Origin of the sequence: Shinella yambaruensis (genome assembly GCF_050859155.1) — a bacterium.
GTDB classification, from domain to species: Bacteria; Pseudomonadota; Alphaproteobacteria; order Rhizobiales; family Rhizobiaceae; genus Shinella; species Shinella yambaruensis.
In genome coordinates this window covers 106,483-128,783 of record NZ_CP150638.1, presented here as the reverse complement: position 1 = coordinate 128,783, position 22,301 = coordinate 106,483, and the positions used below count along the sequence as shown (strand labels likewise).

At 61.6% G+C, this 22,301-nt stretch carries 29 protein-coding genes, 1 tRNA gene and 1 pseudogene; 10 read left to right on the top strand and 21 right to left on the bottom strand.

Features of this window, described 5'->3' with window-relative positions; translation table 11 throughout:
- Positions 1-5 precede the first annotated feature (5 nt).
- The 6 genes from phoU to phoR all read right to left on the bottom strand — a co-directional run bounded on the left by phoU (position 6) and on the right by phoR (position 7,112).
- A complete protein-coding gene (gene phoU, locus WMC41_RS00685) occupies positions 6-734 on the bottom strand; it encodes a phosphate signaling complex protein PhoU (RefSeq protein ID WP_244767331.1) in 729 nt (242 codons plus the stop codon).
- 54 nt (positions 735-788) lie between these two features.
- Complete coding sequence (gene pstB / locus WMC41_RS00680; protein WP_432346670.1) at positions 789-1,604, bottom strand: phosphate ABC transporter ATP-binding protein PstB; 816 nt, start codon at positions 1,602-1,604, stop codon at positions 789-791.
- A gap of 13 nt (positions 1,605-1,617) precedes the next feature.
- Positions 1,618-2,946, bottom strand: a complete 1,329-nt coding sequence (pstA, locus tag WMC41_RS00675) for a phosphate ABC transporter permease PstA (RefSeq protein WP_288078403.1) — start codon at positions 2,944-2,946, stop codon at positions 1,618-1,620.
- Positions 2,943-4,427, bottom strand: coding sequence for a phosphate ABC transporter permease subunit PstC (gene pstC, locus WMC41_RS00670; protein WP_244767328.1), 1,485 nt, complete (start codon positions 4,425-4,427; stop codon positions 2,943-2,945). Before pstC ends, pstA begins: the two co-directional genes overlap by 4 nt.
- A 168-nt stretch (positions 4,428-4,595) precedes the next feature.
- Positions 4,596-5,630: a substrate-binding domain-containing protein gene (locus tag WMC41_RS00665; protein WP_244767327.1), complete on the bottom strand. Its 1,035-nt coding sequence runs from the start codon at positions 5,628-5,630 to the stop codon at positions 4,596-4,598.
- 186 nt (positions 5,631-5,816) lie between these two features.
- Positions 5,817-7,112, bottom strand: coding sequence for a phosphate regulon sensor histidine kinase PhoR (gene phoR, locus WMC41_RS00660; protein WP_272804267.1), 1,296 nt, complete (start codon positions 7,110-7,112; stop codon positions 5,817-5,819).
- A 146-nt stretch (positions 7,113-7,258) separates the two neighbouring features.
- On the opposite strand from phoR, the gene ppk2 reads away from it, so the two are divergent.
- On the top strand, positions 7,259-8,140 hold the full coding sequence (gene ppk2 / locus WMC41_RS00655; RefSeq protein WP_244767325.1) for a polyphosphate kinase 2: 882 nt from the start codon (positions 7,259-7,261) through the stop codon (positions 8,138-8,140).
- A 12-nt stretch (positions 8,141-8,152) separates the two neighbouring features.
- Here ppk2 and WMC41_RS00650 read toward each other — a convergent pair whose 3' ends face one another.
- The gene (locus WMC41_RS00650; protein WP_432346666.1) at positions 8,153-9,277 is read right to left on the bottom strand and encodes a biotin transporter BioY; all 1,125 of its coding nucleotides are present in this window, start codon (positions 9,275-9,277) and stop codon (positions 8,153-8,155) included.
- A 672-nt stretch (positions 9,278-9,949) separates the two neighbouring features.
- On the opposite strand from WMC41_RS00650, the gene WMC41_RS00645 reads away from it, so the two are divergent.
- The 4 genes from WMC41_RS00645 (at position 9,950) to WMC41_RS00630 (ending at position 12,169) form a co-directional block, all read left to right on the top strand.
- On the top strand, positions 9,950-10,912 hold the full coding sequence (locus tag WMC41_RS00645) for an NAD(P)H-dependent flavin oxidoreductase (protein WP_432346664.1): 963 nt from the start codon (positions 9,950-9,952) through the stop codon (positions 10,910-10,912).
- A gap of 126 nt (positions 10,913-11,038) precedes the next feature.
- Positions 11,039-11,114 (top strand) — tRNA-Thr (locus WMC41_RS00640).
- A gap of 202 nt (positions 11,115-11,316) precedes the next feature.
- Entirely contained in the window at positions 11,317-11,583 is a 267-nt protein-coding gene (locus WMC41_RS00635) for a hypothetical protein (protein WP_432346662.1), read from the top strand.
- A gap of 97 nt (positions 11,584-11,680) precedes the next feature.
- Positions 11,681-12,169, top strand: a complete 489-nt coding sequence (locus WMC41_RS00630; protein WP_432346660.1) for a hypothetical protein — start codon at positions 11,681-11,683, stop codon at positions 12,167-12,169.
- A gap of 345 nt (positions 12,170-12,514) precedes the next feature.
- On the opposite strand, the gene WMC41_RS00625 is transcribed toward WMC41_RS00630, so the two are convergent.
- From WMC41_RS00625 to WMC41_RS00585, 9 genes are all read right to left on the bottom strand, one after another.
- Positions 12,515-13,105, bottom strand: a complete 591-nt coding sequence (locus WMC41_RS00625) for a hypothetical protein (RefSeq protein ID WP_432346658.1) — start codon at positions 13,103-13,105, stop codon at positions 12,515-12,517.
- Between the two features lie 60 nt (positions 13,106-13,165).
- Positions 13,166-13,645, bottom strand: a complete 480-nt coding sequence (locus tag WMC41_RS00620; RefSeq protein ID WP_432346656.1) for a thermonuclease family protein — start codon at positions 13,643-13,645, stop codon at positions 13,166-13,168.
- 226 nt (positions 13,646-13,871) lie between these two features.
- Entirely contained in the window at positions 13,872-14,009 is a 138-nt protein-coding gene (locus tag WMC41_RS00615; protein ID WP_432346654.1) for a hypothetical protein, read from the bottom strand.
- Positions 14,006-14,176 (bottom strand): hypothetical protein, encoded by a 171-nt coding sequence (locus tag WMC41_RS00610; RefSeq protein WP_432346652.1) that lies wholly within the window; start codon positions 14,174-14,176, stop codon positions 14,006-14,008. Before WMC41_RS00610 ends, WMC41_RS00615 begins: the two co-directional genes overlap by 4 nt.
- Positions 14,176-14,904 (bottom strand): hypothetical protein, encoded by a 729-nt coding sequence (locus WMC41_RS00605; protein ID WP_432346650.1) that lies wholly within the window; start codon positions 14,902-14,904, stop codon positions 14,176-14,178. The genes WMC41_RS00610 and WMC41_RS00605 overlap by 1 nt, the downstream gene beginning before the upstream one ends.
- Before the next feature lie 34 nt (positions 14,905-14,938).
- Positions 14,939-15,208: a hypothetical protein gene (locus WMC41_RS00600; RefSeq protein ID WP_432346648.1), complete on the bottom strand. Its 270-nt coding sequence runs from the start codon at positions 15,206-15,208 to the stop codon at positions 14,939-14,941.
- Positions 15,209-15,577, bottom strand: a complete 369-nt coding sequence (locus WMC41_RS00595) for a hypothetical protein (RefSeq protein WP_432346646.1) — start codon at positions 15,575-15,577, stop codon at positions 15,209-15,211. It abuts the gene before it with no gap.
- Positions 15,577-15,780, bottom strand: a complete 204-nt coding sequence (locus WMC41_RS00590) for a hypothetical protein (RefSeq protein ID WP_432346644.1) — start codon at positions 15,778-15,780, stop codon at positions 15,577-15,579. Before WMC41_RS00590 ends, WMC41_RS00595 begins: the two co-directional genes overlap by 1 nt.
- Positions 15,780-16,121 carry a hypothetical protein gene (locus tag WMC41_RS00585; RefSeq protein WP_432346642.1) on the bottom strand — a complete coding sequence of 114 codons (342 nt, stop codon included), beginning with the start codon at positions 16,119-16,121 and terminating at the stop codon, positions 15,780-15,782. Before WMC41_RS00585 ends, WMC41_RS00590 begins: the two co-directional genes overlap by 1 nt.
- Before the next feature lie 103 nt (positions 16,122-16,224).
- Between WMC41_RS00585 and WMC41_RS00580 the strand changes: the two genes are divergently transcribed.
- Positions 16,225-16,473 carry a helix-turn-helix domain-containing protein gene (locus WMC41_RS00580; RefSeq protein ID WP_432346640.1) on the top strand — a complete coding sequence of 83 codons (249 nt, stop codon included), beginning with the start codon at positions 16,225-16,227 and terminating at the stop codon, positions 16,471-16,473.
- Positions 16,474-16,831: 358 nt separating this feature from the next.
- Complete coding sequence (locus WMC41_RS00575) at positions 16,832-17,725, top strand: M10 family metallopeptidase C-terminal domain-containing protein (RefSeq protein ID WP_432346638.1); 894 nt, start codon at positions 16,832-16,834, stop codon at positions 17,723-17,725.
- 140 nt (positions 17,726-17,865) lie between these two features.
- On the opposite strand, the gene WMC41_RS00570 is transcribed toward WMC41_RS00575, so the two are convergent.
- On the bottom strand, positions 17,866-18,114 hold the full coding sequence (locus tag WMC41_RS00570) for a hypothetical protein (RefSeq protein WP_432346636.1): 249 nt from the start codon (positions 18,112-18,114) through the stop codon (positions 17,866-17,868).
- A gap of 197 nt (positions 18,115-18,311) precedes the next feature.
- Here WMC41_RS00570 and WMC41_RS00565 point away from each other — a divergent pair, with 197 nt between their 5' ends.
- Together WMC41_RS00565 and WMC41_RS00560 are read left to right on the top strand one after the other, a co-directional pair.
- Positions 18,312-18,740 (top strand): hypothetical protein, encoded by a 429-nt coding sequence (locus tag WMC41_RS00565; RefSeq protein ID WP_432346634.1) that lies wholly within the window; start codon positions 18,312-18,314, stop codon positions 18,738-18,740.
- Entirely contained in the window at positions 18,737-19,129 is a 393-nt protein-coding gene (locus WMC41_RS00560) for an integron (protein WP_432346632.1), read from the top strand. The genes WMC41_RS00565 and WMC41_RS00560 overlap by 4 nt, the downstream gene beginning before the upstream one ends.
- Positions 19,130-19,589: 460 nt before the next feature.
- On the opposite strand, the gene WMC41_RS00555 is transcribed toward WMC41_RS00560, so the two are convergent.
- From WMC41_RS00555 to WMC41_RS00545, 3 genes are all read right to left on the bottom strand, one after another.
- A complete protein-coding gene (locus WMC41_RS00555) occupies positions 19,590-19,766 on the bottom strand; it encodes a hypothetical protein (RefSeq protein WP_432346630.1) in 177 nt (58 codons plus the stop codon).
- Between the two features lie 9 nt (positions 19,767-19,775).
- Positions 19,776-19,934, bottom strand: a complete 159-nt coding sequence (locus tag WMC41_RS00550) for a hypothetical protein (RefSeq protein ID WP_432346628.1) — start codon at positions 19,932-19,934, stop codon at positions 19,776-19,778.
- 77 nt (positions 19,935-20,011) lie between these two features.
- Complete coding sequence (locus WMC41_RS00545; RefSeq protein ID WP_432346626.1) at positions 20,012-20,314, bottom strand: DUF982 domain-containing protein; 303 nt, start codon at positions 20,312-20,314, stop codon at positions 20,012-20,014.
- 594 nt (positions 20,315-20,908) lie between these two features.
- On the opposite strand from WMC41_RS00545, the pseudogene WMC41_RS00540 reads away from it, so the two are divergent.
- Positions 20,909-21,418: pseudogene (locus WMC41_RS00540) on the top strand (ferritin-like domain-containing protein).
- Positions 21,419-21,529: 111 nt separating this feature from the next.
- On the opposite strand, the gene WMC41_RS00535 reads toward WMC41_RS00540, so the two are convergent.
- Complete coding sequence (locus WMC41_RS00535) at positions 21,530-21,775, bottom strand: hypothetical protein (RefSeq protein WP_432346624.1); 246 nt, start codon at positions 21,773-21,775, stop codon at positions 21,530-21,532.
- Positions 21,776-22,301: the final 526 nt, after the last annotated feature.

Genomic DNA, 22,301 nt, shown 5'->3' with positions numbered 1-22,301 from the left:
TCTCTTTACTCGGACGCGTCGGCGACGCCGGCCGCGACGACGGAGGTCGAGGTATCGTCCTTAGGACGCTCGCCCTCCGGCTGCGAGCCGGTCGCCATGTAGTAGATGGTTTCGGCGATGTTGGTCGCATGGTCGCCGATGCGCTCGATGTTCTTGGCGCAGAACAGGAGATGCGTGCAGGGCGTGATGTTGCGCGGGTCTTCCATCATGTAGGTGAGGAGCTCGCGGAACAACGAGGTATAGATCGCATCGATCTCGTCGTCGCGCTCGCGGATGGCCTTGGCCTTCTCGATCGAGCGGGTGGCGTAGACGTCGAGCACTTCCTTGAGCTGCATCAGCGCGAGCTCGGCGAGGTGCTCGAGGCCGCGGGCCAGCTTGCGCGGCATGCCGGAGCTCTGGACGGCGATGACGCGCTTGGCGGTGTTCTTGCCGAGGTCGCCGACGCGCTCCAGCTCGGCGGCGATGCGGATCGCCCCCATGATCTCGCGCAGGTCCGCCGCCATCGGCTGGCGCTTGGCGATGGTGACGATCGCCTTGTCGTTGATCTGGCGTTCGGCGGTGTCGAGGATGACGTCCTCGGAGATGACCTTCTGGGCCAGCGCGGCATCCGTCGTGACGAGCGCTCGGACGGAATCGGCCACCATCTGCTCGGCCGTGCCGCCCATTTCGGAGATGCGGCGGGAAAGGTATTTCAGTTCTTCGTCGTAGATGGAGACGATATGGCTCGATGACATGGCTTTGTCCTTAATGCACTCGGGGTTCAGGGGTTCAGCGTCAGCCGTTAGCCGTCAGCCGAAGCGGCCCATGATGTAGTCCTGCGTGCGCTGGTCATCCGGATTGGTGAACATCTTGTCGGTGTCGTTCTCCTCGACGAGGTTGCCGAGGTGGAACATGGCGGTGCGCTGCGAGACGCGGGCCGCCTGCTGCATCGAGTGCGTCACGATGACGATGGTGAAGTTGGCGCGCAGCTCGTGGATCAGCTCCTCGACCTTGGCGGTCGCGATCGGATCGAGCGCCGAGCAGGGCTCGTCCATCAGGATGACTTCGGGGCTGACGGCGACGGCTCTGGCGATGCACAGGCGCTGCTGCTGGCCGCCGGAGAGGCCGGTGCCACCCTCTTGCAGGCGGTCCTTCACCTCGTTCCACAGGCCAGCCTTCTGCAGGCTCCGCTCGACGATGGCGTCGAGATCGACCTTCGACTTGGCAAGACCATGGATGCGCGGCCCGTAGGCGACGTTCTCGTAGATCGACTTCGGGAAGGGATTCGGCTTCTGGAAGACCATGCCGACGCGGGCGCGCAGTTCCACGACGTCGATCGCCGGATCGTAGATATCGTCCGTGTCGAGCGTGATGCGGCCGGTGACGCGGCAGCCGTCGATCGTGTCGTTCATGCGGTTCAGCGTGCGCAGGAAGGTCGACTTGCCGCAGCCCGACGGGCCGATGAGCGCGGTCACGGTGTTCTCGCGGACGTTCAGGTTGACGTCGTAGAGGGCGCGCTTGTCGCCGTAATAGACCGAGACGTCCTTGCCGATCATCTTGTAGGAAATGTCGTTCATTTTCTTGTCCAGCGCTTTCTCGACTGCTGCTTCTGACATCATGTTCATAAGACCGGTCCTTCTACCAGCGCCGTTCGAAACGGCGGCGCAACAGGATAGCGCCAACATTCATGAGGATGAGGAAGATGAGGAGCACGATGATGGCCCCGGACGTGCGCTCCACGAAGGCGCGCTCCGCCTCGTTCGCCCACATGTAGATCTGCACCGGAAGGGCCGTCGCCGGATCCATCGGCGTTGCCGGCACATCGGCGACGAAGGCGACCATGCCGATGAGCAGCAGCGGCGCGGTTTCGCCGAGCGCATGGGCAAGGCCGATGATCGTGCCCGTCAGGATGCCCGGCATGGCGAGCGGCAGCACATGGTGGAACACGGTCTGCATCTTCGAGGCGCCGAGGCCGAGGGCCGCCGAGCGGATCGACGGCGGTACGGCCTTCAGCGCGGCGCGGGTCGCGATGATGATCGTCGGCAGCGTCATGAGGGTCAGCACCAGGCCGCCGACGAGGGCCGCCGAGCGAGGGAAGCCCGCGAAGTTGACGAAGACGGCAAGGCCGAGAAGACCGTAGACGATGGAGGGCACCGCGGCGAGGTTGTTGATGTTCACCTCGATAAGGTCGGTGAAGCGGTTCTTCGGGGCGAACTCTTCGAGATAGATCGAGGCGGCGACGCCGATCGGCAGCGAGAGCACGAGCACGATCAGCATCATGTAGAGCGAGCCGATGGCCGCGACGCCGACGCCGGCGGCTTCCGGACGGCTGGATGCGCCATTGGTGAACAGGCCGGTGTTGAAGTGCTTGGCGAGCGCGCCGCTTTCGGCGAGCGTGTTCATCCAGCCGACCTGCTTGTCGGAGACCTTGCGGTTGTTTTCCGGCACGGCGAGGTCGATCTGGCCCTTGAAGGCGGAATCGAGGTCGCCGTGCGCGAGGAAGGTCACGGTCCGGGTCGTGCCGATGATCGACGGATCGGCGGTGACGAGATTACGGAACTGCACGCGGACGCTGTCCGAGATCATGCCGTTGACCGCCCTCAGGCCGGCACGGTCGTCTTCGCCGACGCCCAGCACCTTGGCGAGCGCATTGCGCGCAACGACCGGATAGTTGGCCGAAACCAGCTTCTGCGGGTTGGTGGCGCGCTCGTTGTCCTTGTCGATGATCTCGGCGGAGAACTCGACCGGGATGGTGATCATCGTCTGCTGGAACGCGGTGTAGCCCTTGGAGACGACCGAGAAGAGCAGGAGGAACAGGAAGAGGAGACCGAAGGCGATCGCTGCCATGCCGTAGAGGCGGAAGCGGCGCTCTGCGGCGTAGCGGCGACCGAGGCCGATATCGCGGCGCTCGGGTTTTGCGGTGACGCCGAGGGCGGTCATCGAGGGGCTCGTGGAGACCTGGCTCATTCGTACTGCTCCCGGTATTTGCGCACGATGTAGAGGGCGTAGATGTTGAGGCAAAGCGTGATGACGAAGAGCGTGATGCCGAGCGCGAAGGCCACCAGCGTCTGCGGCGAGGTGAATTCGAGGTCGCCCGTCAGCTGGTTGACGATCTTGACCGTCACGGTCGTCATCGGCTCGAAGGGGTTGAGCTGCATGCGGGCGGCAACGCCGGCGGCCAGCACCACGATCATGGTTTCGCCGACGGCGCGGGACGCGGTCATCAGAAGCGCGCCGACGATGCCAGGAAGAGCGGCGGGCAGGATAACGCGCTTGATCGTTTCCGAGCGGGTGGCGCCGAGGCCGAGCGAACCGTCACGCAGCGCCCGCGGCACGGCGGTGATGATGTCGTCGGACAGCGAGGAGACGTAGGGGATCAGCATGATGCCCATGACGAAACCGGCCGTCAGAACGCTCTGCGCCTGGATGAAGCTGGCATAGTTGCCGGTGACGAGGCCGCTCAGCTGGGCGGAGATGTCGCGCAGGAACGGGCCGACGGTCACCAGGGCGAAGAAGCCGTAGACGATGGTCGGGATGCCGGCGAGCACTTCGAGCAGCGGCTTGGCCACCGAGCGGACGTGGCGCGAGGCATATTCCGACATGTAGATGGCGGCGAAGAGGCCGACCGGCACGGCGACGAGCATGGCGACGAAGCCGATATAGAGGGTGCCGGCGAGCAGCGGGATCAGGCCGAACTGGCCGGAGGAATCCGTGGCGCCGGCGGCGGCGAAGCGCGGGTCCCAGGTCGTGCCGAAGAAGAACTCCCAGGCCGGGACCATGTTGAAGAAGCTGATCGCTTCCGTCGCCATCGACGCGACGATGCCGACGGTCGTCAGGATCGCGATGGACGAGGCGACGATGAGGCCGACCAGCATGACGCCCTCGACGCGGTTGCGGGCGCGGAATTTCGGCGCGATCGCGCGGTAGGCGAAGGCACCGCCGGCAAGCGCGGCGATCACGACGAGGATCGACAGGAACGTGCTGCTTGCCGTCGTCATGCGGTTGAGGTCGTCGGCGGCCGTCAGCATGTAGGGCGCCGGGTCGGCCGCGAGCGGCACGCCCTTGCTGCCCAGCACCTCGCGGGCGGCGGTGCCGTCCTTGAACAGCGCATCGCGCTCTTCCGCCGAGAGCAGCTTGAAGCCGCGGGCAATGGCGCCGATCATGTTGTAGTTGAGGTTCTGCGTCGCCTGCGGCTCGGCCTTCACCTCGTCGGGGAAGCCGCCGCGCACCGCCGAACCGATATAGATCGGGCTCGCGATGATCCAGACCAGCAGGATGGCGATGGCCGGCAGCATGGACCAGATGGCGACGAAGGAGCCATAGTAGCCCGGCCGGGAATGCAGACTGGAAAGCTTGCCGCCGGCAAGCGCGTTGGCGCGCCAGCTGCCGATAAGATAGCCCACCACGCCGATGACGGCGACGATAAGCAGTAGAAGGGAAATACTCATTGAGAAAATTCTCCCGGCGAGATCATCCGCCCTGAGCGTGCCGAGTGCCCGCCCCGACCGTTCGACAAGGCGCCCCATTCCCGGTCGAAGAACATGACGTGGGCGAAACCGCCCAAAGGGAGTGGCCGGCCCGGCATTCTTGCGAAATACCGTGCCGGCCGACGTTCATTACATGATCTTGCCGTCGGCGAAGGTCTTGCGGATCTCTTCGCGCTCGGCATCCGGAGCGGCGACGAGGCCGTATTCAGCCAGCGGGGAATCCGGGCCGATCATGTCGTCGCTCGTGAAGAACTCGACATATTCCTTCAGGCCCGGGATGACGCCGAGATGTGCCTTCTTGACGTAGAAGAACAGCGGGCGGGAAACCGGGTATTCGCCCGAAGCGATCGTCTCGGTCGACGGAACGATGCCGTTGACGGTGGCGACCTTCAGCTTGTCGGCGTTGTTTTCGTAGAAGGAGAGGCCGAACACGCCGATGCCGGACTTGTTGGCAGCGATGCGGGCGAGCGTCTCGGTGTAGTCGCCGTCGATGTCAACGGCCAGGCCATCCTTGCGGACGGCTACGCACTTGGAGAGCTGTTCCTTCTCGTCAGCGACGGCCGCCTTGATGACGTCCTGGGCGCCCGAGTCCTTGCAGCCGTGAGCGAGGATCTTCTCTTCGAAGACTTCGCGCGTGCCGTGCTTTTCGCCGGGGATATAGGCGGCGATCTCGACGTCCGGCAGGTCCTTGTTGACTTCCGACCACTTCTTGTAGGGGTTGGCGACGAGCTTGCCGTCGACGACGACTTCGGCGGCGAGCGCCTGGTAGAGATCCTTCGGCTCGAGCTTCAGGTCGGCATTGCCGGCGTCGGTGGCGAACACGATGCCGTCATAGCCGATCTTGACTTCCTGGATCTCGGTCACGCCGGCTGCCTTGCAGGCCTCCACTTCGCTGTCCTTGATCGGGCGCGAGGAGTTGGCGATGTCGATGGTGTTCGGGCCGACGCCCTTGCAGAATTCCTTCAGGCCGCCGGAAGAACCACCGGACTCGACGATCGGCGTCTTGAAGTCGGGGAAGGTCTCGCCGAACGTCTCGGCGACGATCTTGGCGTAGGGAAGAACGGTGGACGAGCCGGCGATCTGGACCTGGTCGCGCGCAACGGCAACGCCTGCGAATGCGGCGGAGGCAACGAGCGCCGCAACAGTGAGCTTAAGAGATTTCATCTGGGTTCTCCCGAAGAGGACGTGTGTGGTGCGCTGTTCTGCGCTCTCTGCCGTTGACCGGCGGCCCTTCTCTAAACCCCGATCGCCCTCCCTTTTATGTCAGTTTGACGAAACATTTGTGACACAACAAATATCTGAAATTGCTGCGCTATTTTCATCGGGACGACAGGAGCGCCATCCTTTGTGTCAGAATTTGACGGTGAAGACCGTGCCCTTGCCCACCTCGGACTTCACCACGAGGCGCGCCCGGTGGCGGGTGAGGATGTGCTTGACGATGGCAAGGCCGAGGCCTGTGCCCTTCTTGGACCGGCTCGCTTCCACGTTAACCCGATAGAAACGTTCGGTGATGCGCGGCACATGCTCCGGGGGAATGCCGGGGCCGTAATCGGTGACGGAGAATTCGACGGGAACGTCGCCGCCGCCGGAAAGCACGACATCCACCCGCTTGCCCTCCTGGCCGTATTTGCAGGCGTTTTCGATCAGGTTCTCGAAGACCTCGACCAGTTCGTCGCGGTCGCCGGGAACGGTGACCGGGTGCTTCGGCAGGTCGAGCGCAACCTCCACCCCGAGATCGGAGGCGAGCGGCTGCAGGCTGTCGCGCACATGGCCGAGCAGCGGTACGAGATCGACGGTCTGGTCCAGCGTCAGGTTCGAACGCAGCTCAAGGCGGGAGAGCGAGAGCAGGTCGTCGACGAGGCGGCTCATGCGCGTCGCCTGCTCGTGCATGATGCCGAGGAAGCGTTCGTGCGCCTTCGCATCGTTCTTCGCCGGGCCCTGCAGCGTCTCGATGAAGCCGCGCAGCGAGGCGAGCGGGGTGCGCAGCTCGTGGCTGGCATTGGCGACGAAATCGGACCGCATGCGATCGATACGGCGGGCCTGCGAGACGTCGCGGAAGGTCAGCAGCCACAGGGGCTCGCCCGCCCGCTCGGCGAGCGGCGCGATGCGCACGACATAGACCGTTTCCGACGGCAGACGCTCGGCATGCTCGGTCTCCCGCGTCTGGCCGCTGGCGATCGCGTCGCGCACCATGTCGAGGATACCCGGGGCGCGGATGCGGCCGGCCAGGTCGCTGCCGCGCGGGATCACGCCGAAGATCGCCTCGGCCGCGCGGTTCTGCAATTTGACCGTCTCGCGGCCCGAGAGCAGCAGGGCGGGCGCATCAAGCGCGCCGAGAACCGCGGCAATGGCGGAAAGGTCATCGGCAGGCGGGACGGCGGCCTGAACCTCCGGCACCGGACTGGCGGAGGCCGCCATGGTCCTGCCGCCGGCCTCCACCAGGCGCCGTTCCGTGCGCAAGAGGCCGGCAATGACGAGCAGGAGAACGGCGAAGGACACCCAGCCGAGATGCAGGCCCGCGAGCCACATCATGAAGCCGACGAAGACGGCCGAGGCAATGAGCACCCGCTCGCCCCACAGTTGCGCCGCCAGCCAGCCGAGACCCGTCCGCTGATCCGTCACCGCCACCCATTCCCTCGCAAGCATCCCGTCCTCCGCGGCCTCCATCGATTCTCCATGGATAGCGCGGCTTCATGACATGTTTTTCACGGCGCGCTTGAATTCGCAATCCGGTTGTGGCCACCTGCGGCGATGCGGCATCGGCCGCGCCCTGTGATTTCAAGGAGTGGACGATGGCGGAAAAGGTCGAAAACCGGGCCGTTGAACTGGACATCGGCGGCAAGAAGCGGGTGTTCGATATCGACGATCCCAAGCTGCCCGACTGGATCGAGGAAAAGGCCTTCGGCTCCGACGACTATCCCTACGACAAGAAACTCGACAACAAGGACTACGAAAGGACCCTGAAGCTTCTGCAGATCGAGCTGGTCAAGGTGCAGTTCTGGCAGCAGAAGACCGGCAAGCGCGTGATGGCGGTGTTCGAGGGGCGGGATGCGGCCGGCAAGGGCGGCGCGATCCACGCCACCATGTCCTACATGAACCCGCGCTCCGCGCGCATCGTGGCGCTGACGAAGCCGACCGAGACCGAGCGCGGCCAATGGTATTTCCAGCGCTATGTCGCGACCTTTCCGACATCGGGCGAGTTCGTGCTGTTCGACCGCTCCTGGTACAACCGTGCCGGCGTCGAGCCGGTGATGGGCTTCTGCACGCCGGAGCAATACGAAAAATTCCTGAAGGAGACGCCGCGCTTCGAGAAGATGATCGTCGCGGAAGACATCCAGCTCTTCAAGTTCTGGCTCAACATCGGCCGGGAAATGCAGCTGAAGCGCTTCCACGACCGCCGACACGATCCGCTCAAGGTCTGGAAGCTCTCGCCGATGGACATCGCCGCGCTCAACAAGTGGGGCGACTACACGGACAAGCGCGATCGCATGCTGAAGGAAACCCATACGGACCACGCCCCCTGGACCGTGATCCGCGCCAATGACAAGCGCCGCGCCCGCATCAATCTGATCCGCCACATCCTCGGGACGCTCGACTACGAGGGCAAGGACGAGAAGGCGATTGGCGAGATCGACAAAAAGATCGTCGGCGCGGGGCCGGGCTTCCTCAAGTAGGCGGCAGGCGGCTCATTCGCCCGGCAGGATGCGGACGGCGTAGAGGTTCACGCTCGCATCCCCGCCGGTGATGTCGCTGTTCAGCACGAGATGGCCCGGCTCGCTCGGCGAGAGCGAGCGGTCGAATTCCACCTGGAACAGGATGTCGGTCCGCTCCGACACGGTGAAGCGATGGCGGCCGCAGCCGCCCATGGTGGAGAAATCGCATTCGACCGCGACCTGCACCGGCTTGCCGTTGACCGACTGCACGGTCATGGCGATCGTCGAGGTCTTGCCGCCCATCTCGCCGAGGATTTCGGGCGAAACCTCGATCAGCACCGCGCCCTCGCGCTCCGGATTGGTGGAGGTTACGCGCACGGCAGGCCCCTCATTGGTGCTGACCGCCTCGAAACGGCCCGACGTGCCGGCGGACAGCCGTGCCGCATCGCCCGGCGAGAACACGGCCCGCCAGTCGGAAGAGAAGCGGCTCTGCGTGTCGAGCGCCTTCTTGATGGGGTCCTCGCCGGAAAAGTCCTCGCCGGAAACGGTGGCCGGCGGCGTCGAGCCGTCCGCGCCGCTGCGCAGTTCCTGGAGCAGGCCGCTCGTCTGCACCCACCAGGCAAGCGCACCGCCGGCAGCAATCAGCGTCGCCACGACGAGCAGGAAGGAGAACAGCCGGCCGCGCCGCTTGCGCGCCTTGGCGACCCGCTCGGGACGAAAATCCGATGCCTCGCTGGCGGCAGCGGCAGCGGAGGCCGTATTCGGCGTGCTCTTGGCAAAGCCGTCCTCGCGTTCGGGGCGGAGGGCACCGATATCGCTTGCCGCCGACGGCCGATCCGCCTCCAGGCGCTGCTCGGGGCGATCCTCCCGCTCGGCGCGCAGCACCGGTTCCGGCCGTGCCTCGACCGCCGGCTCGACGCGAACCTCGCGGGCCGGCGCCGCCGAAAGCTGCGCGCGCTCTTCCGCCTCGATCTGGTGAATGGTGGCTTCCAGCCGGTGGCGCTGGCCGGCGATCGTCTCGGGGTCGTTGATCTCCTGCTTGCGCAGGCCCGCCTCCAGCGCGTTGCGCGCCGACTGGTAGATCCGCGCCCGAACTTCGGCATTGGCGCGTTCCGAGCGCGCCAGCGCGTTTCTGATTGCCGTCTCCAGTCCGCTCACATCCGACCCTTCTGCGGGAGCCGCGCGAGACCGCGGCCATGATACACTGTGGAACGAGCTCCACTTTCCGGCTTTCGTTAGCATTTGCGTAACGTTTGCCGGGAATTTGCGCAAGCCTTCCAGCCGAAACTGCCCCTGCTTGGCCGGGGATAAGCGCCGCGACGGGGCGATGGATCGCGTGCGGCGGGCCCGCTGGCGCAGGTCCCAGCAATCCTCGCCCCCTGCGCAGACGCCCGCCATTTGTCGCGGACAGACACTTCATTCATGTGCCCGTGCTCGCCTCCGCTCCGCCGTCAGGGGAGGCAGGCCTGGTGCGTTCCTGGTGCGGACAATGCAGCGGGGCATGTCCCTCCTTGCAGAAGGCAATCGCCCATGGAGTTCGACGTTACCGTTCTCCCCTTCCGCTCCGCAGGGAGAAGGGAGAGGCGCCTCAGCCCCATATGCGATCGCCCTGCTCCTTGCAGGAAGAGATTGCGGCTCCGATGCGATGCCCCGGTATCGCGAGGGACAGGTTTCCCTGGGATTGCGGGCGCAAGCCCGTTTCGCGCTTCTGGCGGACATGCTCTCGAAGCCCCGCCGCGACCGCCGTCCCACCGCCCCTTTTCAGCGGGAGTGCTCGCTGCTATGGTTTTGACGTTTTCGTAAACGTCAAAACCATACAGGACATCCCTCATGGCCCTGCCCGCGATCCTCAAGGACAAGCTGCGCCTGCCCGTCATCGGTGCGCCGCTCTTCATCGTCTCGCATCCCGCGCTGACCCTTGCACAATGCAAGGCCGGTGTCATCGGCGCCTTCCCGGCGCTGAATGCGCGCCCGGAATCCCAGCTCGACGAATGGCTGGCGGAGATCACCGAGGGCCTTGCCGCACACGATGCGAAGAACCCCGGCCGCGCCGCCGCCCCCTTCGCCGTCAACCAGATCGTCCACCGCTCCAACAAGCGGCTGGAGCACGACCTCATGATGTGCGTGAAATACAAGGTGCCGGTGGTCATCTCCTCGCTCGGCGCGGTGCCGGAGGTGAATGCGGCGATCCACTCCTATGGCGGCATCGTGCTGCACGACGTCATCAACAACCGCCACGCCAATTCGGCGATCCGCAAGGGGGCCGACGGCCTGATCGCGGTGGCCGCGGGCGCTGGCGGACATGCCGGCACCCTCTCGCCCTTCGCGCTGGTCCAGGAGATCCGCGAATGGTTCGACGGCCCCCTCCTCCTTTCCGGCGCGATCGCGACCGGCGGCGCCATTCTCGCGGCGGAGGCGATGGGCGCCGACATGGCCTATATCGGCTCGCCCTTCATCGCGACGAACGAGGCGCGAGCGAGCGAGGCCTACAAGCAGACGATCGTCGACAGCGCGAGTGCCGACATCGTCTATTCCAACTATTTCACCGGCATCCACGGCAACTACCTGAAACCTTCCATCGCCGCCGCCGGCCTGGATCCCGACCATCTGCCGGAAGCCGACCCTTCCAAGATGGACTTCGACAAGGCCACCACCGGGGCGAAGGCCTGGAAGGACATCTGGGGCTGCGGCCAGGGCATCGGCGCGATCAAGGCCGTCGCCCCCGTCGAGGACCTCGTCGCCCGACTGGACCGCGAATATCACGCGGCCAAGAGCCGTCTCTGCGCCGCATGACCCGCCTCGATCCGCTGCACCGCACAGGAAAAATGCGGAAGTTGAAACTCCCCGCTTGAAATCTCCTCCCATTGCGGTTATCAGCGCACCCATTCCGGTCCCGACACGCTTCGGGACCCGGCAAGGGCCGCTTTAGCTCAGTCGGTAGAGCACATCATTCGTAATGATGGGGTCACGTGTTCGAGTCACGTAAGCGGCACCATAACTCTCAGAGAAACCCCGGTTTTTCAGGCGCTACAGCCGAAGCATTGCATTTCGGTCCACCTTTTAGCCCACCTTCCCGTGCTCGCTTCAATCTCTTCACGGTTTCGTGACCACGATAAAGCATCGAAACCCAGCCTCGCCGAGGACGCTGTACTCTTCTAGTAAATTAAGCGGATGAGTCGCCACGGCTGGGGAGTAGCATGACGGACGATTTGAACCTGAAGACGGATACCCGGCAGGCGAACTGGCGTCGAGCCAATGCCGAGAAGTATCGGGCACACCTAGCCGTCCAACGGGCCTTGAAGAGCGGAACACTGACCAAGGGCGTTTGCGAGGTCTGTGGCGGCGAGAGCGTCGACGCTCACCACGACGATTATGGAAAGCCCCTTGTTGTCCGCTGGTTCTGCCGGCGACATCACACACGTCTGCACTCCGGTGGTGAAGACCTGTTTCCTCTTCAGGCCTGATCCAACTCGTTAAAGACGTTCCCGGTTTTTATACCAGGCCCCAGGCTGATAGGTCGCCCCACTGTGTTATGCTTCTTGACGGCAGAAGGACGAAAACATGGCTCTTTCAACATTGGGAAGATGGTCAGCAGAGGAAATTTGCGCGGCGGCGGATATAGCCCGCGAGAAAGGTGTTGCGATCGATCTCGGCGCAGATGGCTCGATATCAATCGGCCTAGGGGCAAATACGATGCAAGCGGCAGATCAGCCTGAAAGCGAACCACAAGCGATACCGGCTGTGTTTTCACCCGCCTCACTCGCCGAGCGCTGGAACTGCTCCGAGAGACACATCCGAAACCTCATGCGGACCAATCGACTGCCTTACTTCCGGCTAAGCGGAAAATTGATGCGTATACGAGGCGGGGAGGTCGAGCGGATAGAACGCCTGGCCGAACCTAGCTTACCTGCTACGCATTTGCCTTCACCTGAGCCGCGAAGGCAGGCGGGCGCCAAGGTCCCCGAGGAGATGCGAGCTAAGATAGCGCTGGCGGCCGCGTTGAAGGCCGCTCGGGATTTGCGAGAGAAACCGAAAAAGACTGGGCGTTGAGCCTCCATACTCTCTTAGGGTCGGGGGGCGAGAGCGAGGGTTCCTGACCTCAGCTCCGGCATGAGTTGTCTCCGGCAGAGCGGGCTTCGCAGACGGCGCGGCGGAAGGCGATCTACGAGGAACTGCATCCCGAGACGAGGGCCGGCGTAGCAGGGGCGGACGCGCGATGGAATGCAACGGACAACTTGTCCACTGCATCGTTTGCGGCCGAGACGGCGAAGGTCAGTGGCAAAGACGAGCGCACCGTCCGCCGCGATGCCGAGCGCGACGAGAAGGTCATCCCCGAAGTGATCGACATGATCACCGGCACCAAGCTCGATACCGGAACCTTGAAAGCGGAAGCTGTTAGAGCGCGAATGGATCACGCTTCTCCGGCGCAGGGTCATTCACCGAAAAAGGGTCCCTTTTCGTCGAAGGCGTGCCATTGTCGAGAATGCCATCAATTGTCTTTTGACATGTCGCCAATTCCCGGGCGGCAACCGCCGACCCCTTCAGGCTCAAATTTGCGATGAGGCTTCCATTGAAGGTCGCCTTGAAGGCATGCTGCCGGACAAACTCACCTATAAATTTGGCCTCTCCGAAGCTGACCATGAGCGCGGGCAGGCCATTGAGGTTTAAGCCAACTGCTGGCGCATCCCATGGATCTTTGTTGTCCAACTGAATCCGAAGTTGATATTCCTTCCCTACCTCGATCGATTTCCAATCGTTGCTAGCCAGTGCGAAGTAGGCAGGAAACTGTGCGCCCCTTTGCTGAAACCCTAGACGCAGGACTATGCCGTTTTCGAAGAAGGTGGCCATGAAGCACGACCCACCCAAGGTCTTGTCGGACGCGATATTCCACCCCGCGACGGTCCCCCACTGAATTGTGTCCTCCGCCGCTGCCGCGCTCCCGATAAGGGTGACGACAATCACTGGTGTCAGGAATACCAATCTCATAACCTGTCCCTCAACCCATGACGCAGGATCACACCAATTCGCGCCGGAGTCGAGAGACCTCTAACACCATGGCCGGCGCCGCCCCTCCCAGGTGCGAGCGAGACCTTCAGCCACCAGCTTGTCGCCGATCGACTGGCCGTTTCGCATGAGGATGCGGAGCGACCTACCGTATTGGTCGGCCTCCCTATCCGGCAACGCGTGCATTTCGAACGGCCCCGCACTTAACAAGACCTGCAAGCGCATCTTCGCCTTTTGTCCAAGCGCCAATTCTCGCGCGCACTGAGGCGTTCCGATTTCGGGCGTGTCTATGTCGGCTATGCGGATCTTCTTGCTATTCAGCCAGAATGTGTCGCCATCGACGATACATGTAACGCGCTTTGACCCGCCGCATATGGTGAAGGCCTGGCTCACTCGCTGCCCCGTTGGGCTTTGTCTTGGAATAAGGGAAACCTCTTCGGGAATGCTACCTATCGCATTGGCGTCCGTCTCGGATGCGTACGCGGTCGGGTCGGAAGCCGCAAATTCGGTAGCAGCGTCCATGGCTGTCCTCACTGCATTCGCCGCGGCGGTGGCAATGGACTGCCAATGAGTACCTACGACAACCGTAGCCACGAAGACCACCACAGACGCGCCAAGAACCAGTCCTGCGAATGCTCGCCTCGATCGACGCCTCGCGGTCTCGAAATTTACTACGCCCATCTAGCGATCCTCTTTCTTGGGGTTCACCCTGCAATTGAGGAGTTGCTAAATCGTAAATCGGTGGCGCTCACGTGCGCCCCCGGGTCTTCGGGTCGCACTGGTCGATGATCCATACCGCGGCGTCGGCCACAAACTCGCCGGCCCAGGCAATGCCCTTGGCGGCCTTCAGGAGGCCGATTGCAATGAGAAGGGCAATGAGCTTCATCGGCCTGCGCCTCTCATCATGATTGCGTTCGGCTCTTCGCGCTCGTCGATATCTTCCAGATCGTCGTCCTCAAGGTCCGGATCGCCGTCCATGGTGTCGAGGAGGTCAATGGCCCGGTCAATCCAGCGCTCCAGTTCGGAACGGCGGAAGTTCTCCAGCGCAGCCATTATAGCACCTCCCCTTCTTCGAGGTCGCCCCACATGGATTTTGCCAGCCAGAGGCTTGCCGAAAGGCACTCGTCTGCACCGAGGGCGGCATATGCGCCGGTGGCCCTGACCTTGATGGCGAGGCCGGCCGGTGTTCTTGCGCGCGTCTCCGAAAGGCTGCTGGCGATCCGCCGCAACGTCCATTCCACGGAATGGTAACTCGACAGCGCTGCCGCTAGCCCGCTTGATTGAAGCGCAGCCTCCGTCGCGGCCTCAAAGTCCTTGGCGATCCGGTGCAGGCTCTTGATATGTGCGGGCATCTTCCCGTCCCTGAAATTGCGCTCCAGCTCATAGGACGTGATGACGAGATACCGCCCGCCGTCCGGTGCCCTCATGTCCTCGTATCGCGGTGAGGCTGGATCACGGTAGATTTCGCCGTACCTCGGGCCGGCCAGCCGGTCATACTGCGTCCGGCTGATTTCAGGCGGCAAGACCGGCGCGATGGCTCGGAATACCGGCTGTAGTTCAGAAACGCGCTCAGCGGCTTCCGTGAAATCGGCGTGCGCGGCATCGAACTGTTTCCCAAGCGCCAAGAGGTCTGGGTTCTCTTCCGGACTGTTCGCCGCAACCGCAGGTGCGGCAGCAAGAGCGGACGCGGCAGCGGCGCCGCCGACGCGGGACAGGAAGAAGCGACGGGACAAGGTGCCGGGCATAGCTTCGCCGGCGGCCTGAACTGACGTGTTCGGCATGGTGGTTTCTCCGAATTTCTGATGAGGTTGGCGCTTATGCGTCCAGGCGCGGGTCGCCGATGGTGAGCACGAAGTGGTGCTTGTCGTCGATCACGCTACGCCAAGACCGATCGGGGTGAATTTCGGCCATAGCCTCCTTGAGCGCGTCCGCGTGGTATCGGGCTCGCTCTGCCGGCGTGGCGACGGCGAGGAACTGGTCAACGGAATGAGTTCCCGGCTCTGCGGCAGCCACCGCCACGGCCGCGGCCGGCGGGATAGTTACTGCAGCAATACCGCCAAGGAAGGTGCGACGGGTCGTGGTCATCTATGCGGCCTCCTGATTACTGGCGAGCGCCAGGGCTTCGATTTCGTTGATGATGGCGGCGGGGTTGCCGGCGAATTGGTGAGCGCGGGCCTTGATCACCAGGCCGGCAAAGCAGGCGGGGCGGATCGGCACGATTTCCTGCGCCAGATCCTCCAGCTTCTCGTAAAGCGCGTTGATGTGATGGACGGTGCGGCCGGTTACGGCGAACCGGTGCGCGGACCAAGCCGACGAACCGTAGACCAAGCCGGCATCGGCGGCGGTGCGGTCGGCTTCGTGCTGGAGCGCGGCAAGCTGAGACTGAGCGGCGCGGTAGTCGGCCACTAGGGCGGCGAAAGATGCGCCGAGGCAGTAGAGGTTGGTCTCGGACATCACACAATCTCCGGCTTGGGCTTGATCGGGCCTCGGTCGCGAATGCGGGCGACCGTCACGAACTGGTGCTCGTGCTCAATCTGGATGCGCCAGCGCCCGCCGTGTGCCCGTTCCATGGCGTCGGCCAAGCATTTCGCGGCGGCTTCGACTTCGGCGAACACGGCACTGCCTGTACACGCGGCTTTGATGAGAGTTGCATGCATCACGCGGCCTCCAGCGTTGACAGTTCGGCCACCAGCGCCCAGCGCTCCGCTCCAATGCGGATGCCGAAGGGCTTGCAGTCGAGATTGAGGATTTCGGATTTCAGGGCATCGATGCGGACGACCACGGCGGCATCGAGCTTCGCCTTGGCGGCCTGGGCCTTGGCGTGCTTCCATTCCGCCCTGAGGCAATCGCCGAAGCGGACGACGGAGCCCCGCAGGTAGGGATTCCTGGCGACATAGGCCTGTGCACGACGGTAGTGCGCCGAGGCATCGCGCATGATCTGCGAGCGGTTGAATTTAGGTATGCCTCCGGCGGTGGCCGGAACGTGGGCGCTCGGCATCTGGGTTGATCCATTGCATTTTGATCCTTTAGGGATTATTTAATCCATATAAGATCACATTGCAATACCATTGGGATCAAATTATCCGAAAGGGATCAATTTAATGGATGCTGAGCAGATGCGAGCCGCCCGCGCTTTGCTGCGTTGGTCGCAGCAAGAACTTTCCGACCAGTGCGGGATATCCGTTCCGACGATTAAGAGGCTGGAGGCTATGGAAGGAGAGCTTACCGGGCACCTGAACACTATCCGCGCTATTGAACGGACACTTATTGAGGCTGGCGTTACCTTCATTCCCGAGAACGGGGGTGGTGCCGGGGTGAGGCTGGCGAGGCCGAAAGGTGGTGGTGGCTGAATATTCCAGGCTCGATCGAAAGCCGCGGTTTTAGCCGAATTCCTGAAGCGCCGCGGCGATGACGACGGCGTTCATAAAGAGCAGCAGTCCTATGATCGCGACGGCAAGTGCGATGGAAACCTGTCTGCCCGCGGAAATGCGGTGTCGCTTCTGCAAACCTCAACCTCTCTGCCTATTCATGTTTAGACCAAATGGCTGATGCACAATTTCGTTCCCCGCGAAACGCAGTCTTCTTAGTGTAGCGGCTCGCAGCTATCAAACATCCTACGTCCTCTACCGCAAATTGCGTGAATTAAGGCTCAGGTAAGCTAGGCGTATCTATCGTTGCCGATGAGATTCGCATTACTGGAAACCGAATATGAGCTTCGACGGAAAATTTATTGAAATTGATTATTGGTTCTACCGAGTAAAAGACGTCAATAAGCCTGATCCTGACCACCTCTGGGGGAAGCCCTACCCAGGCTGGGGGCGAAAGCAGGTCGGAATTGGCGAAGAAATCACGACGGCGGAAACGCAAAGTCCTCAGCATCGGCCGCCGCCTCCGTATTGGGAAACGAATGAAACCGGCGGGATCTTTTCCATGGATTTCGTCGGAAGCGGTATCGACATCAAGTTCTATGATATCGGGCTATTCACGCTCTTCGCCCCGAATGGTCCACGCTTTGAAGATATCGACGACAATTTGCCCCCGATCGCCGGCTTTCGCCTTAATACCAATATGTATTGGCTTGAACGGTCCGACATAACATACGGTGAAGACTGGATGTTGATCGATTGGCAGGGCGCGTCGTTCACCAGGGATACTTACGTCAGAATTGACATACTATTCGCAAACGAACTTCGCGGGAACAGCAAGGCTAATGTCATCAAAGGCGGCAAGGCGATCGACTACATAACGGGCGGCAAAGGCGCTGATGTGATGACAGGTGGAGGTGACGCCGACCTCTTCATCTTCCGCAAGGGCGACACCGGAAAGACAAAGAAAAATGCCGACCTCATAACGGACTTCAATGCCAAGCAGGGAGACAAGATCGACCTGCACCTTTGGGATGCCAACTCAAAGAAGCCGGGTATGCAGGATTTCAACTTTATCGCCAAGAACAAGTTTTCGAAGGAAGCCGGAGAGCTTCGATACGAGAAGAGCGGCAAGGAGACGTTGCTGATGGGCGACACCAATGGTGACGGCAAGGCCGACTTCATGATCCGCTTCAAGGGAAAGATCGATTTCCACTACGATCTATTCGAGTTTTAAGATCGGAATGCCGCTGCGGTCTTGATGCCATAGGCGTAGCAAAAACCCGGCGAGCGCCTCGTACGCTCAACCGGGCGTTCCGGCGATCGAAAGAAATCCTTTTATCGCAACGCCACAACGCCGGCCATAAAAAGAGGTTGCTACCAGTCCGCATGCGGATCTGCGATGAACGGCGAGAGGTCGTCACTGGAAAAGCCGGCGGCCTCGATGAGATCGATACAGCGGGCCCGTTCTTGCTCAATGGCATCGACGATCATCTTCACCGGATCGCGCTGGCCGCAGCCGAGATGATGGGTTGCGATCCGCCATGCGGCGCGCTCCGTCTGCGATGAAAAGATTGCGGAATCCACGTCTGCCTCTTTCTCCCCCAGCCGCGCGGAAACTGCCATCCATACCTTGCGTCAAGTTGGAGGACCGGCAGCACTCGGCGCGGGAGCCGCCTCCAGCGACCGCAGAAGAGAGGAAAGGAACCTGTAGCGGTGACCTCCATTCCTGCAAGCGTGGAAGAGGTCACATTCTTAAGCTCGTATTCCATTCATCATCGAAAGGGCTATGAATACGGGAACAACGAGCAATGGGGCCTCGAATGTCAAAAGCCGCCGTCTCCGCCAGCCTGCTTATGATGCTGCTCAGCGGCTTCATCCCTGCTCATGCAGAAGAGCCTGGCGATGTTGTCGTCGGGATCTATGCGAAGCATCCTTGGGCAGATTTGCCCCCAGGTGGACACGGAGCTTGGTATATGGATATCGCGGCGTCGTGGGAGAACGGCGCGGCAGAAGCTGGAATGGCGTTCCTCCTCGGCAAAATCAGTGAAGTCGACAGGGTCAAGACCGAGGTTGTCATCTCCAGCAGCGATGAAGCCCGGGTGCGCGCCACTGTTTCGGGCAACGATGGCGCCACTCAGGTTCTCAACTTCGGCATGGTCGGCGATGACGACGAGGACGATAGATGGCGCGTCATCGAGGTATTCACCGATGACGGCAAATACCTCTCCGAAGTGCTGGGTGAGGATTGACGGTGAAGATTCGCCGTTCCTCTCCGTTTCGCTTGATAGCGGTTGCGCTGGCGCTTTCGATTGCGACGCCGATCTCGGCTCAATATGTCGAAGTCGGCGGCGACGGCATGGATGCTTGCGGATCGAATGGGGTCGTCGTTGGCCTGAATTCGGAAGGTAGCGATCACCTGTCGGTGAGAGCCGCCGCGGGAAGTGACAACCCTGAAGTCGGGACATTGCGCTTGGGCGCCGAGGTCTTCCTATGCGACCAGAAAAACGGCTGGCATGGGATCGTCTATGGCGATGGACGCTGTGGCGTCTCTAGCCCCGTGAACCCTCGAATGGTCTACCGTGGCCCGTGCTCGTCCGGCTGGGTGCCTGTGGACGCCGTAGAGGTGACAGCCGGATAACGGTGTGGCGGCCTACGGGATCAGGCCCAACGATTGAAGCCAAACGCCGAGTTCGCGAACTGCTCGACTTCCTCGCGTGCCCGCCATGATAGCGGTCAGCCGCTTAACTATGAAATCAGCGGTTTCGGGTGAAGGCCACACGCCGATTGTTTGCTTCACAAACTGTGCCGTCTTTGTTGAAATGCCAGGCGGCAGCGGTGGGGTATCGCGTCTGCCGCGGTAGTTTCGGCAGATGGCAGTTACACGCGACGGGCTTAAACCGACTGATGCGGCGATGTCCTTGCTCGCCCAACCTTGTTCTTTTAGCGCAACAATTTGCTGATCGCGTTTAAGTGTCATCGCTCATGAATAGCAGATGGCGCACCGCACGCAACGACGGCCGGCGCCTGCTGTTTGCGAGGTTATCGCAAGCCTCTCAGAAACAAAGCACCCTGCCGAGGCGGAGAGGCGTCTTCCGCGCTCATACAGCCCGGGCAACGACCCCGCACAGCACGCCGACCGCATACAAGCCTCCTACGGTCAGCGCTGCTCCGAGCATTGCAAGAAGAATTCGGCGGCTTGCTCGTTCCTCGTTTTCGCGGCTCGGCGGCGGATCATCGAAATTGTCAGCACCGCCCTGCGGATAGATCCTGTCCATCTCGGCACCTCATTCAGATCGGTTGATCGCGTTCGGCGTAGGCTGCACCTCGGGCTCGCCCGGTGTCCAGAACACGATGTAGAAGCCGGCGATGAGGACCGCGATGACGAATATGGTCACGAGGAAGCGGCTCATGCCAGCCTTGGCTTTTCGTTCCGTGTCTCTCATGCACGGAAAACCAGCACTGCTTGATAAGGTTCCGAACGAGAGGCTGCATTCGCAGCCTCCCGCCATCGACATTTGATTCAGAGGGAAACGCGCCCGCCGCCGGTGGACGGTTTGACCATCCAGGGCTGGACGGCGGGCTCCTTCACGAGAAGGCCCTTTTTCTTGCCGTAAGACCGGATTGCGTCACGCGCTACACGAAGCGGTTTATGCCCATCGTGCGCCATGTAGCAGGTCTTCAGGGTTGCATCGTGGACCAGATCGCGGTCCCGCTCGGGAAATTCCTCAAGGAAGTCGATCGCGTCTTCCACGCACGTTATTTCCCTCACCAGATCCTTCCGCTCTTTCAGATAGACCGGGCGATCAAACATCGTAGAGATCATTTCTACCTCACTGAAAACGTTGGTGATCAACAAGGAAAGCGCCACATTGCAGCGCCGTGTTGGAATCTATTGATTCGGTTATCGGGCTTCAAGACCTCGCGGCATACTCACGCAAGGGAGGTTGAAACCCGTGCTTCGCTTGGATAGTGTCCCGGGTGTTCGTTCCAATCCTCCCCTGGATGGACAGAACCGAGGCCCGGAGCGACTGCCCTCGCTGCCGGGTCATTTCTAAGCCGATCAGCGGGTTGTGCGGCGATGAAACCTCGGTTCTCGAATCAAGTGCCGTAGGCGCCTTTGTTCGGATGTCTCGGTGCTTCAGAATTTATACGGCTCGCCTTTCGCTTTGGCGCGGTCTTCTCGGCGCTTCCTCGAACACGCTCAGCGCCACTTGTTTCAGTTGCATTGGGTTGGCTGTGTTCCCTCGCCGCGGGGTGTGTCCCGTCCGAGATACTACCGGGATGGGGATCTTCTACCTCGGGCGTGGGAGAAACAGGTTCTCTGCTGTCAGGCGTTGTCATTGTCGTTCTCCTTTCGTCAGGGGAACAATGCAGCGCCGGTGTGGTTCCGCTCTCTTCACAAGAGGAGAGAAAGCAAATGGCTACAAGCGCCCGAGACAATCTGATCGCATGGCTCCGCGACGCCAACGCTATGGAGGAGCAAGCCGAGACGATGCTAAACGCTCAGTTCGAACGGTTGGAAAACTAGCCGGAACTGAAAGCGCGCATCGGCAAGCACATCGATGAAACCAAGCAGCAAGCATTGCTTCTCAAGGGATGCCTGGACAGGCTCGGCGAAGGCAATTCGGCGTTCAAGGACGCGGCCGGCAAGCTAACCGCGATGGCGCAAGGTCTGGGCGGCGTATTCGCCAGCGACGAAGTCGTTAAGGGTTCCCTGGCGAGCTACACATTCGAGCACATGGAGATTGCGAGCTATCGGATTCTAATCGCCGCGGCCGAATATGTCGGCGATGAGGAGACCGCTACGGTTTGCCGCCGAATTCTCGATGAGGAACTCGCCATGGCGAAATGGCTGGAAGAAAATATCGGCGCCGTGACGCTGCAGTTCCTGACACGAGACGAAAACGAAGTGACCGCGAGAAGGTAGTTATCGTATCGGCGTTCCCTATGAGTTTGCCCGTCCATCTACCGGTACCAGAGCCGGCCACGACAGGTGGCCGGCACACAGGACCAAGCCCAGAGTTTCTGTGTTGGCCGCCTAACAGATGATGATATGCCCCTTCTTCACAAGGTCCGTAACGTCCAGATCGAAGCGTCGCATCGCCGTCTGATCCCTGATCTCCTCAGGGACGGCGAGGTGGAGGAAATAGGAAACGGGTCGGTTTGCTGAACGCTCTATCTCGGTGTCCGAAATTTTCTGCCCGACGTAGACCCCGGTGCCGACATCATGACCGTCAATCACAACAGGTTTCTTCACTGTGAATTTCACGGGCTTGATGGTCACGGCTATCTCCTCGGGTTCCATTCACAAAAGGATCAAAACCACTGCCACGCCATCCAAAAGCAGGCGTAAGCAATCACGCCTATCACGAAGCAAAGCGCAATCTGCCGAGCCATTACGCAACACCTCCTATAGTTCGGACAGGAACAGGATGCAATGAATGGGTGGAGGAGTCGATAGGCGAAAGCACACTGCAAAACCACGTTGATAGCATGGATCAGAGGCGACCGGCCCCCCTTACTGGCCGGTGTTGCACCAGGGCCTGCGTCGGCCTTCCCAAGTTCGGGCAAGGCCTTCAGCTACAAGCTTATCGCCTATTGAATAGCCGTTACGAACCAGAATTCGCAGGCTTCGTTCGTATTGATCAGTGTCTCTGTCCGAGAGGGAATGCATCTCGAACGGTCCTGCGTTTAGCGGGGACTGCAAACGATGCTAGGCTTTTTCTCCAAGCACGAGCTCCCTGCGCAGATTCGCTGGACGTCCTCGGGCGTGATTCCCAACTTGTCGGCCAGTTTTTTAAGGAGCATCT

Bases quoted from the DNA above. Each gene is read 5' to 3' on its own strand.
- pstA (WP_288078403.1), bottom strand. From the start codon at position 2,946: ATGAGCCAGGTCTCCACGAGCCCCTCGATGACCGCCCTCGGCGTCACC.
- WMC41_RS00630 (WP_432346660.1), top strand. From the start codon at position 11,681: ATGGCTCTTTCAACATTGGGAAGATGGTCAGCAGAGGAAATTTGCGCG.
- WMC41_RS00645 (WP_432346664.1), top strand. From the start codon at position 9,950: ATGGCCCTGCCCGCGATCCTCAAGGACAAGCTGCGCCTGCCCGTCATC.
- WMC41_RS00580 (WP_432346640.1), top strand. From the start codon at position 16,225: ATGGATGCTGAGCAGATGCGAGCCGCCCGCGCTTTGCTGCGTTGGTCG.
- pstB (WP_432346670.1), bottom strand. From the start codon at position 1,604: ATGAACATGATGTCAGAAGCAGCAGTCGAGAAAGCGCTGGACAAGAAA.
- WMC41_RS00570 (WP_432346636.1), bottom strand. From the start codon at position 18,114: ATGGCAGTTTCCGCGCGGCTGGGGGAGAAAGAGGCAGACGTGGATTCC.
- WMC41_RS00625 (WP_432346658.1), bottom strand. From the start codon at position 13,105: ATGAGATTGGTATTCCTGACACCAGTGATTGTCGTCACCCTTATCGGG.
- WMC41_RS00635 (WP_432346662.1), top strand. From the start codon at position 11,317: ATGACGGACGATTTGAACCTGAAGACGGATACCCGGCAGGCGAACTGG.
- WMC41_RS00615 (WP_432346654.1), bottom strand. From the start codon at position 14,009: ATGAAGCTCATTGCCCTTCTCATTGCAATCGGCCTCCTGAAGGCCGCC.
- WMC41_RS00545 (WP_432346626.1), bottom strand. From the start codon at position 20,314: ATGATCTCTACGATGTTTGATCGCCCGGTCTATCTGAAAGAGCGGAAG.
- phoU (WP_244767331.1), bottom strand. From the start codon at position 734: ATGTCATCGAGCCATATCGTCTCCATCTACGACGAAGAACTGAAATAC.
- WMC41_RS00575 (WP_432346638.1), top strand. From the start codon at position 16,832: ATGAGCTTCGACGGAAAATTTATTGAAATTGATTATTGGTTCTACCGA.
- WMC41_RS00665 (WP_244767327.1), bottom strand. From the start codon at position 5,630: ATGAAATCTCTTAAGCTCACTGTTGCGGCGCTCGTTGCCTCCGCCGCA.
- pstC (WP_244767328.1), bottom strand. From the start codon at position 4,427: ATGAGTATTTCCCTTCTACTGCTTATCGTCGCCGTCATCGGCGTGGTG.
- WMC41_RS00550 (WP_432346628.1), bottom strand. From the start codon at position 19,934: ATGAGAGACACGGAACGAAAAGCCAAGGCTGGCATGAGCCGCTTCCTC.
- WMC41_RS00620 (WP_432346656.1), bottom strand. From the start codon at position 13,645: ATGGACGCTGCTACCGAATTTGCGGCTTCCGACCCGACCGCGTACGCA.
- WMC41_RS00610 (WP_432346652.1), bottom strand. From the start codon at position 14,176: ATGGCTGCGCTGGAGAACTTCCGCCGTTCCGAACTGGAGCGCTGGATT.
- WMC41_RS00585 (WP_432346642.1), bottom strand. From the start codon at position 16,121: ATGCCGAGCGCCCACGTTCCGGCCACCGCCGGAGGCATACCTAAATTC.
- WMC41_RS00605 (WP_432346650.1), bottom strand. From the start codon at position 14,904: ATGCCGAACACGTCAGTTCAGGCCGCCGGCGAAGCTATGCCCGGCACC.
- ppk2 (WP_244767325.1), top strand. From the start codon at position 7,259: ATGGCGGAAAAGGTCGAAAACCGGGCCGTTGAACTGGACATCGGCGGC.
- WMC41_RS00595 (WP_432346646.1), bottom strand. From the start codon at position 15,577: ATGTCCGAGACCAACCTCTACTGCCTCGGCGCATCTTTCGCCGCCCTA.
- WMC41_RS00590 (WP_432346644.1), bottom strand. From the start codon at position 15,780: ATGCATGCAACTCTCATCAAAGCCGCGTGTACAGGCAGTGCCGTGTTC.
- WMC41_RS00600 (WP_432346648.1), bottom strand. From the start codon at position 15,208: ATGACCACGACCCGTCGCACCTTCCTTGGCGGTATTGCTGCAGTAACT.
- WMC41_RS00555 (WP_432346630.1), bottom strand. From the start codon at position 19,766: ATGGACAGGATCTATCCGCAGGGCGGTGCTGACAATTTCGATGATCCG.
- WMC41_RS00565 (WP_432346634.1), top strand. From the start codon at position 18,312: ATGTCAAAAGCCGCCGTCTCCGCCAGCCTGCTTATGATGCTGCTCAGC.
- phoR (WP_272804267.1), bottom strand. From the start codon at position 7,112: ATGCTTGCGAGGGAATGGGTGGCGGTGACGGATCAGCGGACGGGTCTC.